General features: G+C 65.4%; 10 protein-coding genes and 1 pseudogene. 5 read left to right on the forward strand and 6 right to left on the reverse strand.

The window, feature by feature from the left end:
- Window positions 1-21: 21 nt before the first annotated feature.
- On the reverse strand, window positions 22-1,536 hold the full coding sequence (locus ACQKIE_RS16900) for an FAD-dependent oxidoreductase (protein ID WP_427461254.1): 1,515 nt from the start codon (window positions 1,534-1,536) through the stop codon (window positions 22-24).
- A 226-nt stretch (window positions 1,537-1,762) separates the two neighbouring features.
- Between ACQKIE_RS16900 and ACQKIE_RS16905 the strand changes: the two are divergent.
- The 4 genes and pseudogenes from ACQKIE_RS16905 to ACQKIE_RS16920 form a co-directional block, all read left to right on the forward strand.
- A pseudogene (locus ACQKIE_RS16905) lies at window positions 1,763-2,230 on the forward strand ((2Fe-2S)-binding protein); the annotation flags it as partial.
- A gap of 3 nt (window positions 2,231-2,233) precedes the next feature.
- A complete protein-coding gene (locus ACQKIE_RS16910) occupies window positions 2,234-3,259 on the forward strand; it encodes an FAD binding domain-containing protein (protein ID WP_427461256.1) in 1,026 nt (341 codons plus the stop codon).
- Window positions 3,256-5,382: a xanthine dehydrogenase family protein molybdopterin-binding subunit gene (locus ACQKIE_RS16915; protein ID WP_427461258.1), complete on the forward strand. Its 2,127-nt coding sequence runs from the start codon at window positions 3,256-3,258 to the stop codon at window positions 5,380-5,382. The genes ACQKIE_RS16910 and ACQKIE_RS16915 overlap by 4 nt, the downstream gene beginning before the upstream one ends.
- 115 nt (window positions 5,383-5,497) lie before the next feature.
- Window positions 5,498-5,872, forward strand: a complete 375-nt coding sequence (locus ACQKIE_RS16920; RefSeq protein WP_427461261.1) for an outer membrane protein assembly factor BamE — start codon at window positions 5,498-5,500, stop codon at window positions 5,870-5,872.
- Between the two features lie 62 nt (window positions 5,873-5,934).
- On the opposite strand, the gene ACQKIE_RS16925 is transcribed toward ACQKIE_RS16920, so the two are convergent.
- From ACQKIE_RS16925 to ACQKIE_RS16945, 5 genes are all read right to left on the reverse strand, one after another.
- Entirely contained in the window at window positions 5,935-6,405 is a 471-nt protein-coding gene (locus ACQKIE_RS16925) for a GNAT family N-acetyltransferase (RefSeq protein ID WP_427461263.1), read from the reverse strand.
- Window positions 6,406-6,710: 305 nt separating this feature from the next.
- On the reverse strand, window positions 6,711-7,940 hold the full coding sequence (locus tag ACQKIE_RS16930) for an XVIPCD domain-containing protein (RefSeq protein WP_427461265.1): 1,230 nt from the start codon (window positions 7,938-7,940) through the stop codon (window positions 6,711-6,713).
- A gap of 130 nt (window positions 7,941-8,070) precedes the next feature.
- Window positions 8,071-8,847, reverse strand: coding sequence for an NrdJb (locus tag ACQKIE_RS16935; RefSeq protein WP_427461267.1), 777 nt, complete (start codon window positions 8,845-8,847; stop codon window positions 8,071-8,073).
- Between the two features lie 58 nt (window positions 8,848-8,905).
- A complete protein-coding gene (locus ACQKIE_RS16940; RefSeq protein WP_427461269.1) occupies window positions 8,906-9,898 on the reverse strand; it encodes a hypothetical protein in 993 nt (330 codons plus the stop codon).
- A gap of 21 nt (window positions 9,899-9,919) precedes the next feature.
- A complete protein-coding gene (locus ACQKIE_RS16945) occupies window positions 9,920-12,067 on the reverse strand; it encodes an adenosylcobalamin-dependent ribonucleoside-diphosphate reductase (RefSeq protein WP_427461271.1) in 2,148 nt (715 codons plus the stop codon).
- A gap of 375 nt (window positions 12,068-12,442) precedes the next feature.
- Here ACQKIE_RS16945 and ACQKIE_RS16950 point away from each other — a divergent pair, with 375 nt between their 5' ends.
- A complete protein-coding gene (locus tag ACQKIE_RS16950) occupies window positions 12,443-13,813 on the forward strand; it encodes a Do family serine endopeptidase (RefSeq protein WP_427461274.1) in 1,371 nt (456 codons plus the stop codon).
- Window positions 13,814-13,953 lie beyond the last annotated feature (140 nt).

The following is a 13,953-nucleotide window of genomic DNA, read 5'->3' on the forward strand; positions in this document are numbered from 1 at the left end:
TTCGCCCGCGTCACGGGGGCACTACCGCAAGAACGGCACCCTCTCCGCCGCCCTCAACGAGTCCAGGTCACGGCCGATCGTTGCAACGGCGACCACCTTCCCGTCCTTCACATAACGCACCTCCGCGTCCCGCGCCGCCACGGAGCCGATCTCTTCGATCGCGTCCCACGACTCGGCATGGCCGACATAGCGGATCGTCACGTCGTAATGGACGCTCCAGAAGAACGGTGCCTCTTCATACGCATCCGCCTCGCCCAGCATCGCGGCCGCGGCCACCTGCCCCTGCCGTTCGGCGACCACCCAGTGCTCGATGCGCATCGACTCGCCCGACGCACCCGGGAAACGCGCGATGTCGCCGGCGGCGAAAATGGCGGGGTCGGAGCTGCGCATGGAGGCGTCCACGAGCACCCCACGGTCGACCTCCAGTCCGGCGCTTTGGGCAAGCTCCAGACGCGGGCTCACGCCGATGCCGAGCACAACGCGGGACGCCGCGACCACGCTGCCGTCATCCAGCAGCACACCGCCATCCTGGTAGGCCAGTGCGCGCCGGCCAAGGTGGAAGTGGACGCCGTTGGTCTCGTGCAGCACCTTGATCAGCGCCCCGATCTGCGGCCCGAGCTTGCTCGCCAGCGGCACTGGCTCCGGCCCGATGACGTGCACGATGAGATCGCGGTTGCGCAATGACGCGGCGACTTCCATCCCGATGAAACTGCTACCGATCACGGCGACGACCTCGGACGGGCCGAGGTCGGCCAGGACACGATCGGCGTCCTTCATCGTACGCAGGGTGTGCACGTGCGGTCCGTCGAAACCCGGCGCGGAAGGTTTGATCGGCTCGGCGCCTGTGGCAAGGAGCAGCTTTTCGTACGGAAGGGTCTCGCCCGACGCAAGGGTGACCGTGCGCGCCTTCGCGTCGATGGCCGTCACGCGTGTCTCCAGCCGCACATCGATGCCGAGGTCCTTGTAGACGGACTCGTCCTTCAACGGCATCCACTCGGGCTCCGCGGTGCCGGCGAGGTAATCCTTGGAGACATTCGGGCGATCGTAAGGCGCGCTCGCGTCCGCGCTGAGCACGGTGATCGTGCCGCCGAAACCGAGGGATCGCAGGCGCTGCGCGGCCGCGAATCCCGCCGCGCCACCACCGACGATGACCATGCGCGAGTCACCGCGCGGCTCCGGGCAGGAGGGCGTCGGCGTCTCCATGCGCTCGCGAACGAACACCTTCCCGTCCACCTCCTCCACTCGCCAGCACGCGACAGGCGCCAATGCGGGCGCCCGGGTGGCCCGGCCGGTACGCAGGTCGAAACAGGCGTGGTGCCAGGGACAATGGATCGCATCGCCTACGCGCAGGCCCTCGTGAAGCGGGCCGCTGTAGTGACTGCACGTGGCCGCCATGGCGACGAGGCCGGCGCTGGTCCGGGCGAGCATGACGGCCTCACCGTCCACGTGCCCGGGAAAGACCCCGTCGTCGGGAATGGCCGCGGCATCGACACCCTGCGCAAGGTCCGGACCGAGGGTGGCGGAATCGTCGGTCATGGCGGGCTCCGGGCTGGCGTGGCTGGCTACCCGTGAATCTAGAGGCCCCGCCAGGCGCTGACTAGGCGAATCCGGGTGTGCGGGGTGTTGCGCCCGTGGCAACCATGTCCAAGCCGCGCCCCGTAAGGCCATTCAGGAAAATCTACAGTCTTCTCGCACCCGGGGAACGCAGCCTGCACCGGGCCATGGCTAGGTTCGGACTTTCTGCCGGGGCCATGCGATGGATGTCCTGCTCTCAGTGAACGGCCGGCGCGAGTCTCTCTCGCTGGACAACCGCACCACCCTGCTGGACGCGCTGCGGGAGTCGCTGGGCCTTACCGGTACCAAGAAGGGATGCGATCAAGGCCAGTGTGGTGCCTGCACCGTGCTGATCGACGGTCGCCGCGTGCTCTCGTGCCTGGTGCTCGCGGCGACCGTCCGGGGCGAGGTCACCACCATCGAAGGGCTGGCGCGCGGCGGCGAGCTGCATCCCATGCAGCGTGCCTTCCTCGACTGCGACGCATTCCAGTGCGGTTACTGCACACCGGGGCAGATCGTGAGCGCGGTGGCCTGCGTGCTGGAAGGCCACGCGTCGAACGAGGACGACGTCAAGGAATTCATGAGCGGCAACCTGTGCCGCTGCGGCGCGTACCCGCGCATCGTGGAGGCCGTGCTCGGTGCGGCGGACGCGACGCGGAAAGCGGCAGGGGCCTGACGCATGCGTCCCTTCGTACTCGAGCAGGCCGGCACCCTGCAGGACATCCTGCAGCGAGGGCGTTATCCCGGCGACGAGGTGCCATCCGCCACGGCGCCCGTGGAGTTCCTCGCGGGTGGCACCACGGTCCTCGACCTGATGAAGATCGACGTGATGCGACCGGCCCGCCTCGTGCCGCTCGACGCCATCGAGGGACTGCGCGAGATCGACGCCTCCGACGCCGGTCTCACCATCGGCGCCCTCGCGACGATGGCCGACGTGGCCGCGCATGCCGACGTCGCACGCGACTACCCGGCCCTGGCCGAGTCGCTGCTGCTGGCGGCGAGCCCGCAATTGCGCAACATGGCCACGATGGGCGGCAACGTATTGCAACGCACGCGCTGCCCGTACTTCCGCGACGTTCGCTGGCTCGCGTGCAACAAGCGCACCCCCGGCAGCGGTTGCGCCGCGATCGGCGGTAACGACCGGCGCCTCGCCGTATTGGGTACCAGCGAGCACTGCATCGCCAACTATCCAGGCGACCTGGCCATCGCCTTGGTGGCGCTCGACGCCGAACTGGAAACCGTCGATGCCGAAGGCATGACGCGAACCCTTCCCGTCGCGGAACTGCATCGTCTGCCCGGCGACACGCCACATGTGGAAACCTGGCTTCGTCCCGGCGAACTGATCGTACGTTTCCTCGTTCCCGCCAGCGCGCGTGCCCGCCGCTCCGTGTATGTAAAAGTGCGCGACCGGGCATCCTACGATTTCGCGCTGGCCTCGGCAGCCGTGGCCCTCGATCTCGATGACGACGTAACCGTGCGAAGTGTGGGTATCGGCATCGGCGGCATGGCCACACGACCGTGGCGTGCGCGCGACGCCGAACATTGGCTGGAGGGACGACATCTCGACGAAGAGTCCGCCACCAAGGCGGCGCGCCTCGCATTCTCCAAAGCACATGCCGATGGGGACCGCGCGCGCAAACCCGAACTGGGACGCCGCACCCTGGTGCGCGCGCTCCTGCAGGCAGCGGAGCGGCACGGCGCATGAACCTGTCAACGAACGGCCAAGTGCGTATCGACGGGCTGGCGAAGGTTACGGGGGCCGCCCGTTATCCCTCGGACGAGCCCGTCGAGAATGCGGCCTATGCCTATTTGGTGACGAGCCGCATCGCCCGGGGGAAGGTCACCCGTGTCGATACGACGCAAGCCCTCGCCGTCGATGGGGTACGCGACGTGCTGACGCACGAGAACGTGGGATCGGAAGCGACGCCGCCTCCGCCGCAAGGCGCCGGTGGCAGCACCACCACGATGGAGAGCGACCGTGTCTGGCACGACGGCCAGATCGTCGCCATGGTGGTGGCCGACACGTACGGGGCCGCGCGTGAAGCGGCACGAAAGGTGATCGTGGTGTACGACGTCGAAGCACCGTCGGCGAGCTTCGACAGCCCTGGCGCGGGGTACATGCCCCGCCAACCGAGCGAGCACAAGGACGCCGACGTCGGTGACATCGACAGCGGATTCTCCCGCGCCACCGCGACCATCGACGCGTGGTACGAAACGCCGACCCAACACCACAATCCCATCGAATTGTTTACCACCACCTGCGCCTGGGACGGCGACACGCTCACCATCTGGGAGCCGAGCCAGTTCGTGTACGGCCTGCGCGCGTCAGTGGCGAAGCAACTCGGCATCGACCAGGCGCAAGTCAGGGTGTTATCGCGCTTCATCGGCGGCGCGTTCGGCAGCAAGGGTGGCGCCACGGCACGCACGGCGTGGGTCGCGATCGCCGCCCATCGACTTGGCCGTGCGGTGAAACTGGTGCCGACACGCGGCCAGGGCTTCACCATCGTCACTTATCGCGCGCCGACACGACACCACATGCGGCTTGCCGCTGACGCGGACGGGCGCCTGGTCAGCCTATGCCATGAAGGCTGGGAACTCACCAGCCGGCCGAGCGACTACAACGTTTCCGGCACCGAGACCACCGCACGCATGTATGCGTGCCCGAACATCCGCACGCGGGTAAACGTGGTGCACACGGACCGGAACACGCCAGGCTTCATGCGCGCACCGCCCGAGACGCCGTACATGTTCGCGCTGGAGTGCGCCATGGACGAACTTGCAGAGAAGCTGGGCCTCGACCCCATCGAGTTGCGCCGGCGCAACGAACCGACGGCGGACCCGGTGTCGGGGCTTCCCTGGTCCGGTCGGCAGCTCATGGCCTGTTTCGAGCAGGGGGCGCAGCATTTTCGTTGGAACGCGCGCGACCCGCGGCCGGGTTCCATGGGCGACGCGGAATGGGAGCATGGTTTTGGCTGCGCCGCGGCCGCCTACCCCGCGAATATCGCACCCGCCGCGGCGCGCGTGACGCGGCAGTCAGACGGCAGCGTGCGCGTGCAGATCGCAGGGCACGACATCGGCACGGGCGCATACACCGTCGTCGCCATGATCGCCGGCGAGGCGCTCGGCATCGATCCGTCGCGTGTGTCCGTGGAGATGGGCGACACCGACCTGCCACCGGCGGGACTCGCGGCGGGTTCCAGCCACACGGCCACGATCAGCCATGCGGTGCGAAAGGCATGCGACCAGTTGATCCGTAGTGGCTCCATGGAAGCGTATGCGGAGCACACCCCGGCATCGCTGCCCGACGATGCCATGAAGAAGCTTCATTCCGGCCAAATGTCCATCGAACGCGGCCACGGGAGGAAGGACGTGACGTCGTACTCCTTCGGCGCGCAGTTCGTCGAAGTACGCGTGCACCGCCGCACGCGCGAAATTCGCATCGAACGCATGCTCGGCGTCTTCGCCTGCGGACGCATCGTCAACCCGCTCACCGCGTACAGCCAGTTCATGGGCGGCCTGGTCTGGGGCATCGGCGCGGGGCTGCTCGAGAAGACGGACGTCGACGAGCGCGTGGCACGCTACACCAACGACAACCTCTCGGAATACCACATCCCCGTCAACGCCGACGTAGGCCGCGTGGAAGTCATCATGCTCCCCGAAGACGACCAGGCGACGAATGCGCTCGGCATCAAGGGCATCGGCGAGATCGGCATCGTGGGGGTGAACGCGGCGATCGCCAACGCCGTTTACCACGCCACGGGGCGTCGTATTCGGCGGTTGCCGGTGAGGATGGAGGATCTTCTTTCGGAGGATCGGGGAGCCTCGTAACATCGCCCTTATTTTGGGCATTTCTTCCATTGATGACTCGTAACGGTGGCTGATAACGTCCACCGTTTTGTGGCGATCCGGTCGGACCGCCACGCTTTCCACACAAGGAGTCGTCGTGAAGAAGTCCAACATGGTTGCCGTCGCCGCGGCGGTCACCCTGATGATCAGTGGCTGCAGTGTGATGTCGAAGCTGGATGCAACATCAGGGGCCGAGGTCACGCAGGAGACTTTGAAGTCGTTCAAGACAGGGAAGACACGCCGTGAGGACGTGATTGCGGTACTGGGTCATCCGCCGCAAAAGTCGGAAGTACTGGGCAACGAGGTTTGGACTTATCCATATACCCGTATCACGGCGATGCCGTTCGCACCTAATGTCAGTGAAAGTACCGTCTTTGAGTTCGGCAAGAATGGGTTGCTACTCAAAGCGTACAAGTCCGGTGGCGTTCCAGGAAAGAGCGGTAATCCGATGCTTGATGCAGCGGGGATGTAGTAACAGGTACGAGCCTCGGCGCAAGCGGCAAGTGCCGGGCTGCCCCGACACTTGCCACCTCGTTACGTCAGGCGAAGCTCCCAGCAGATAACCGGGCCGTCATCGGGATCTATGTCATTGCCGATACGCCCGAAGCAATTCCGCTCCAGTACCTTCTGCGAGGGGATGTTATCCACGGCGGTATTCGCCGTGATCCGCTCGACGCGCCTGTCCATTCGCGCCCATGCGACCAGCGAAGCGATCGCACCCGTGGCCGCGCCACCGCCCTGCCGGGACGGCGCCACGCCATACCCGATGTGAAGTTCACCATCGGTCGGTACGCGCACCGCGGAACACAACCCCACCACTTCGTCGTTCTCCACCACTAGCCAGGCGGAGGGTTCGAACGAGAGGGCTATCCGGGCTGCAAGGTCGCCCAGCATCTGCAACACCTCCAGAGGAGCGATGACGCTGTCGGGAACGAGTCGGAGGCCGCGTGGAGCACGCGAGCTAAGGAGCGCGGCGAAATCGGCCGCGTTGGCTTGGATGATCATGTGTGTCTCTCATGGGAAGTTGCCCGTGACGGGCATTCGCATCGAGAGGCGAGCTCAGCGTGGCCGGGTTACGGAAGCGTCCGGCACCAGCACGATGTCCCCGCCTTCTCGACCGGCGCGGTCCAGGAAGTGTTTGGCGTGGACAAAGGCGTATCTCCCGTTGGTTGTGGGGAATATAGCAACGTTGATTGTTAAGGCGTACTGCCGGGTCGAACTGCTGATCTGAAGGATTCCTAGGCGCGGCTCGCGAACCGTCTCGAGCTGTCGCACGAGCAGGATTAAGACCCCCGTGCAAAGGCCGAAGATCACCGCGAATGCCCCATGCTCATCTGAGCCTGCTGCATCCGAACCTCTTCCATGACCTGTGCCTGCTGCTGGTCGTTTTGCTGGATCTGGGCAATGGCCTGTTCGGGATAAGGCGGCGCGCTGTCCAGATCGATCCGGGCGGGCCTGGTGAGCGGCCCGGTGCCAATGAACGTGAGTGTGCCCCTGTCCTCGTCCAGTCGGGCTTCGACTAAGTTGTCCGCCGTGATCTGGCTTTCATGACAGGCCGCCGTGAACTGGAGAAGACGATCTTCCGAGGCATCGGGGACCCTACGCTGAAGCTCGTTGTAGAGCTCGTGGTTCGCGCTCTCCGGATGACGTGGATCCTTTCGACCATGCCCGGCTGCCACAGGGTCGGCGTACCTGTTCGTCGACACCTCAGGCATCGCAGCGATGGGCTGCACACGGACCTGCTCACGCGAAGCCTCCTCGAGCATCTCATACGCCTGCATGGCATCAGGCCATCGATCGGAACTGCGTTCCATCGGCAGGTTCAAAGACGCCATGATGGGAACCTCGGCGCGCTTGTCCGGCTCGCCGAGCGACGACTGGACAGCGGACAGGTGCGAGGCGTTCTTGGTTAGTTCGATACCGTCAATACGGCAAAGCCCCTCGGACCGAGCGGCGACTACCAGAGCGGCGCTCAAATTGTCGCTGTACTGGTCAGGCTCTTTCGCATACTGGCGGTCCAGATTGTGCACATACGCCTGCGCCTCTTGGTAAAGACCGTTGTCGGGATGGGCGGGGTCGTCCAGACGAAGCACCGGCATGACGGGAGAGGCTACGGGCTCGGGTGACAGCGTTCGATACGCCGAGAGCGACTCGGTGGATTGCTCCGACCGGAGGTAGGGGGCATCCGGCTGTCCGATGGACCGCAGCTCGGTCTCTATCGCGTGCTGCAAGGTGGCCATGGTGAGCGGACCGGCTATGCCATCGGCAACCAGATCGTATCTGCGCTGGAAGTCTTCGACGGCTAGCACCCGAATCGAATGCTGAAATCTCGCGATGATTTCCCGCTGCAGTTCGACGTTCCCCGAGGGCGCGAATTGTCGAAAGCCTAATTCATCATCTTTATCATCGGCGCCAAAGTCTGGTGCTGGAGGTGCCGGAGCGCCTGATTGCGAAGGATGAAATGGGCATTCGCATAGCTTAGGGCGCCGGTGAACCGACTTCACAGTGACGACTGGCGCGAATCGGCTTGAATGGCGCACTTAACTCGCGGCAGTTGCCGGTGACCTGGCCCACATCCGGCGCACACTTATCACTGGCTGAGGAGCAACAGTCCGGTGTCTTGATCCTGCCTCTGCGCTGGGGGCAGTAAATAACTTGCGCGGCCTGCTCTCACCCGCACTTCGAATACCCACAATTCAAACAAGTCTGGCACCCATCCATCAGCACCAACGCCTGCGTATTGCACTTCACGCAAAGCGTAGCGCCAGGCGGGAAGCCTGAGGCATTCGTGGAGCTCGAGGCACTCTGGCTATCACCGACAGGGTCGGCTCCCACCGAGCTGGAGCTGGCGGGCGTCGAAGCAGCAGGCTTCGCAGCAGCCTTCTCATAAGCCGCGCGCTTCTCAGCAATCAGCTGGCGCGTCGCGTCGCTCATTTCGGGATCGTGGATCAGCCCGATCGACTTCATGTGCTGTTCGATCACGCCGCCGATCTCGGCGACGATGCTGGGCATGTAGATGCCGCCGGCCTTGAAGTAGCCGCCGCGGGGGTCGAAGACGGCCTTGAGCTCTTCGACGATGAAGGTCACGTCGCCACCCTTGCGGAAGACGGCGGACAGGATGCGGGTGAGCGCCACGATCCACTGGAAGTGGTCCATGTTCTTCGAGTTGATGAAGAGCTCGAAGGGACGGCGCTGTTCGTGCGGGGTGCCGGCGTTCAGGACGATGTCGTTGATGGTCACGTACAGCGCGTGCTCGAAGAGCGGCGACTTGATCTTGTACGTGTTGCCGACGAGGGTCTCCGGGCGCTCCAGGCTTTCGTGCATCTGGATGACCTCGGCCACGGGCGCGGTGTCTTTCACCGGCGCGGGGGCGGGGGCCGCTGCGGCCTTGTCCTCGGGCTTAACGACGTTGTAGCCCTTGATCTTCTTTTCGATCTTGATCGCCATGACTCTTCTCTCTTGGATATCCGGCCCGGCGCGGACGCCGGGCCGGATGGGGTACTACTTACTTGCGACGGCCACGGCCGGCGGACTTGCGCGCCGACGTACGGCCGGTCTTGCTGGCAGTGGACCTCTTTGCCGCCTTGGAGGCGGTTTTCTTACCAACCGCCTTGCGGGCGGTCGTCTTGCCGGCGGCCTTGCGGGCCGTCTTCTTCGTAGCAACGCGGCCCGCGGACTTGCGGGTAGCCTTCTTCGCGGCGACGCGACCGGCGCTCTTGCGAGCGACCTTCTTCGCGACGCGGCCGGCACCCTTGCGAGCGCTGGTCTTCTTCGCCGCGCCCTTGCGGGCGACCTTCTTCGCGGCGACCTTGCGGCCAGCCGACTTCTTGACGGCCGACTTGCGCGTCGCCTTCTTTGCAGCCGACTTCTTCGACGCGACCTTCTTGGCCGAAGCCTTCTTCACAGCCGACTTCTTGGCGACGGACTTCTTGGCAGCCGCCTTCTTGCCGGCGACCTTCTTCGTCGCGGCCTTCTTGGCAGCCGTCTTCTTCACGGCAGCCTTCTTGCCGACGGCCTTCTTGGCAGCCGACTTCTTGGCGGTCGCCTTCTTCGCAGTCGCCTTCTTGGCCGAAGCCTTCTTGGCGGCACCCTTCTTGGCGACGGCGGTCTTCGCCGTGCCCTTCTTCGCGGCAGCGGCCTTCTTCGCCGGTGCACGCTTGGCAGCCTTCTTCGCCGCCGGGGCCGCCGGCATGGCCGTGGTCTCGGTCGACTCAGCGGAACCGCTGCTCTGTGCAGCAGCCTTCTTCGGCGCCTTCACCGCGCGCGTGGTGCGCATGGCGGGCTTGCTGGTCTCGTCTTCCACCGGAGCGTTGGCGCCCGGTGCAGGCATCGGGTCGATCACCTTGCGGGCGACAGGCTTGCGCTTGACGACCTTCTTGGCGACCGCCGGCGCCGGGGTCACGTCGGCCGTGGTGGCGTCGGTGTCCGGCGTGGTGTCTGAATCATTGGTATCGGTCGAGGGCAGTTCGCCCTCGATGGTCTCGTTCTCGATCGACATACTTTTTCCCTCTCCGCGGGGTCAGAACTTGCCGTAGTAGCCTTCCTTCAAGGCATCGAAGAGGTTCGCGGCGGTGTGCATTTCACCGTCGTACTCGACCTCGTCGTTACCCTTCAGTTCGACAACGCTACCGTCTTCCAATTCGAAGCGATAGAGGGTGTTCTCGAGATCGGTTTCCTTGACCAGCACACCCTGGAACGCGGCCGGGTTGAAACGGAAGGTGGTGCACCCCTTCAGACCCTGCTTGTACGCGTAGAAATAGATGTCCTTGAAGTCTTCGTACGGGTAGTCCGTGGGGACGTTGGCTGTCTTGGAGATGGAGGAGTCGATCCACTTCTGCGACGCGGCCTGGATGTCCACGTGCTCCTTCGGGCTGATGTCGTCGGCCGAGACGAAGTACTCCGGCAGGCGGGTCTTCGGGTCGTCGGAGAACGGCAGGGCGTCGCCGTTGATGAGGGCGCGGTAGGCCAGCAGCTCGTAGCTGAAGACCTCGACCTTCTCCTTCGACTTCTTGCCCTCGCGGATCACGTTGCGCGAGTAGTGGTGCGCGAAGCTGGGCTCGATGCCGTTGGAGGCATTGTTGGCCAGGCTCAGTGAAATGGTGCCGGTGGGCGCGATGGACGAGTGGTGGGTGAAGCGCGCGCCGGTCTCGGCCAGGGCGGCGACCAGGTTCGGGGCCACCTCGGCCACGCGCTGCATGTAGCGCGAGTACTTGGCGTGCAGCACGCTGCCCTTGATGGCCTGGCCGACCTTCCAGCCGTCCTTCACCATCTCCGGGCGCTTGCGCAGCATGTCGCCGGTGACTTCGTACTCACGCGACAGGACGGGCGCCGGGCCCTTTTCCTTGGCGAGCTCGAGGGCCACTTCCCAGCCGGCCACGGCCATCTCGCGGGACACTTCCTCGGTGAAGGCCACGGCTTCGGCGGCGCCGTAGCGCATCTTCAGCATGGTGAGGGTGGAACCCAGGCCGAGGAAGCCCATGCCGTGGCGACGCTTGGAGAGGATCTCCTCGCGCTGCTGCGGCAGCGGCAGGCCGTTGATCTCCACGACGTTGTCGAGCATGCGGGTGAACACGCGCACCACTTCGCGGTACTCGTCCCACTCGAAGCGGGCCTTCGGGCCGAACGGGTCGCGCACGAAGGTGGTGAGGTTCACCGAGCCCAGCAGGCACGAGCCATACGGCGGCAGGGGCTGCTCGCCGCAGGGGTTGGTGGCGCGGATGTGCTCGCACCACCAGTTGTTGTTCATCTCGTTGACGCGGTCGATGAGGATGAAACCGGGCTCGGCGTAGTCATACGTCGAGACCATGATCATGTCCCACAGGTGGCGGGCGCGGATGTGGCCGTAGATCTTGCAGGCCACCAGGCCGTCTTCGCGGGTGACGTAATTTTCCCGCGTGGGCCACTCGCGCCAGACGACCTTGGAAGCGTCGGTCAGGTCGATCTCGCCCTGTTCCTTAACGTGGATCGGGAAGACGGTCGGCCAGTCCTCGTCGTTTTCCACGGCGTCCATGAAGCCGTCGGTGATCAGCAGCGACAGGTTGAACTGGCGCAGGCGGCCGTCCTCGCGCTTGGCGCGGATGAATTCCTTGGCGTCCGGATGCGCGATGTCGAAGGTGCCCATCTGCGCGCCGCGGCGACCGCCGGCGGACGAGACGGTGAAGCACATCTTGTCGTAGATATCCATGAACGACAGCGGGCCCGACGTGTGGGCGCCGGCGCCGGACACGTACGCGCCGCGCGGGCGCAGCGTCGAGAACTCGTAGCCGATGCCGCAGCCGGCCTTCAGCGTGAGGCCCGCCTCGTGCACCTTCTCGAGGATGTCGTCCATCGAGTCGTGGATGGTGCCCGACACGGTGCAGTTGATCGTGGAGGTGGCGGGCTTGTGTTCCAGCGCGCCGGCGTTGGACGTGATGCGGCCGGCGGGGATCGCACCGCGGCGCAGGGCCCAGAGGAAACGCTCGAACCAGTGGCTGCGCAGCTCGTCGGTGGCTTCCACGTCGGAGAGCGCGCGCGCCACGCGCTTGTAGGTCTCGTCGACGGAGCCGTCCACGGGCTCGCCCGTCTTGGCCTTCAGACGGTACTTCTTGTCCCAGATGTCATACGAGGCGGGCTGAAGCGGAATGGCCGCGGTCTCAAGCCCCATGGCTTGCGCACGTGCAGTGCTCATGTGTGTGTCGTCCTCGAGTCTTGGCCTTTGTCGGGCCTTTCTTATGTGGCTTTGCGTCGGCGCAACACCGTCGACGGTCCCTCCCCCCGGAGACACCTGTCGACCATCCTTGGGCTTCCTCCGTCGGGCTCCGAAAAAAGCCTTTGCCGACGATGGTTTGAAGCTTGAACCTGACTATCCGCAGCACCAGCACTTGGTAAGTAGCGAACGACGGAACACAAGATGTTGTGGTTGCGGCCGAAGTGAACCTTAAACCGGCAAGGGGTCGATGTAAAGTATCCGCGACGTGCGTCTCAAGGACTGAAACCCGCGCGGCGGGTTGTTGTCGAAGCGCCGATCCATGTGCCCGGAGCACACCAGCCAAGGAGTTTTCCCATGCCTGCCAAGCGTTACCGGCAAACCACCGTTCTCAGCCTCGGGGCTGCCCTCGCCATGGCCCTGGCATCGCCCGCCTTCGCGTCCCTTCCCCCGGCCGTCGACGGTCAGCCGATGCCTTCGCTGGCGCCGATGCTCGCGAAGGTGACGCCGGCGGTGGTGAACATCTCGACGAAGACGCACGTCCGCGTGCGCGACCCGTATTTCGACGACCCACTGTTCCGCCAGCTGTTCGGCGGCGGTGGCATGCCGCGCGAGCGCGTGGAGCAGAGCCTGGGCTCGGGCGTGGTGATCGATGCGGCCAAGGGCTACGTGCTCACCAACAACCATGTCGTCGGGGGCGCGGACGATATCACCGTCACCTTGCAGGACGGCCGCGACCTGAAGGCGAAGCTGATCGGCAGCGATCCGGACACCGATGTGGCGGTGCTGCAGATCCCGGCCGAGCGTTTGCAGGCGCTGCCGATCGCCGATTCATCGCAGCTGCGCGTGGGCGACTTCGTGGTGGCCGTGGGCGATCCGTTCGGGCTGGGGCAGACGGCGACGTCCGGCATGGTGTCGGCACTCGGTCGTTCCGGCCTGGGTAAGGGCATCCAGAACTTCATCCAGACCGACGCCTCGATCAACCCCGGCAACTCCGGCGGCGCACTGGTGAACCTGCGCGGCGAGCTGGTGGGCATCAACTCGATGATCTTCACGCCCTCGGGCGGCAACGTGGGCATCGGCTTCGCCATACCCACCGACCTCGCGACGGGCGTGATGAAGCAACTGCTCGCCTACGGCAAGGTCCGCCGCGGCAACCTCGGCGTGGAGGTGCAGGACATCACGCCGCGCATCGCGAAGGCGCTGGGACTGAAGGACACCAACGGCGCGGTGGTGACACGGATCAACGAGGATTCCCCGGCGGAAGGCGCGGGCTTGCAGCCGGGCGACGTGCTGATTGCCGTGAACGGCAAGCCGGTGCGCGCGGCGCAGGACCTGCGCAATGCCGAGGGGCTGCTGCCGCTCGGGGCGAAGGTGAAGCTCACGGTGCGGCGCGACGGCGCGGCGCGGGATGTCGAGGCGACGGTGGCCGCGGAGAAGCTGGCGACGCTGGATGGCGCGAAGGTGGACCGGCGGTTGGCGGGCGTCACCTTGAGCGACCTGTCGCCGGAGCAGAAGGCACAGGGGCTTTACGGCGTGGTGCTGAATGGGGTGAAGCGCGGTTCCGCGGCGGCGTCCGCGGGGCTGGCGGATGGCGATATCGTCGTGGCGATCGCGCAGCGGCGAATCACCGGAGTGAAGAGCCTGCCGACCACCGGCTCGCTGGGCGGGCGGCAGCTGCTGCTCACGGTGGTCCGAGACGACGCGGTGTATTACGCGGTGCTGTGACCCCCATCGCCGCCCCTACAGCCTACGTTCCGTTTCCCGACGGCAGGATGCTGAATGATGTCAATGCTGCGCGCGGCGGCGGGATGCCCCACAATTGCGGCTTGCTTGCCTATTAGCCCCGTCCCGAGGTCCCAGCCGTC

This window comes from Luteibacter sp. NPDC031894 (genome assembly GCF_050273135.1).
Lineage (GTDB): Bacteria > Pseudomonadota > Gammaproteobacteria > Xanthomonadales > Rhodanobacteraceae > Luteibacter.

Excerpts from the sequence above, each read along its gene's own strand:
- ACQKIE_RS16925 (WP_427461263.1), bottom strand. The coding sequence starts at position 6,405 with ATGATCATCCAAGCCAACGCGGCCGATTTCGCCGCGCTCCTTAGCTCG.
- ACQKIE_RS16900 (WP_427461254.1), bottom strand. The coding sequence starts at position 1,536 with ATGACCGACGATTCCGCCACCCTCGGTCCGGACCTTGCGCAGGGTGTC.
- ACQKIE_RS16910 (WP_427461256.1), top strand. The coding sequence starts at position 2,234 with ATGCGTCCCTTCGTACTCGAGCAGGCCGGCACCCTGCAGGACATCCTG.
- ACQKIE_RS16945 (WP_427461271.1), bottom strand. The coding sequence starts at position 12,067 with ATGAGCACTGCACGTGCGCAAGCCATGGGGCTTGAGACCGCGGCCATT.
- ACQKIE_RS16940 (WP_427461269.1), bottom strand. The coding sequence starts at position 9,898 with ATGTCGATCGAGAACGAGACCATCGAGGGCGAACTGCCCTCGACCGAT.
- ACQKIE_RS16915 (WP_427461258.1), top strand. The coding sequence starts at position 3,256 with ATGAACCTGTCAACGAACGGCCAAGTGCGTATCGACGGGCTGGCGAAG.
- ACQKIE_RS16935 (WP_427461267.1), bottom strand. The coding sequence starts at position 8,847 with ATGGCGATCAAGATCGAAAAGAAGATCAAGGGCTACAACGTCGTTAAG.
- ACQKIE_RS16950 (WP_427461274.1), top strand. The coding sequence starts at position 12,443 with ATGCCTGCCAAGCGTTACCGGCAAACCACCGTTCTCAGCCTCGGGGCT.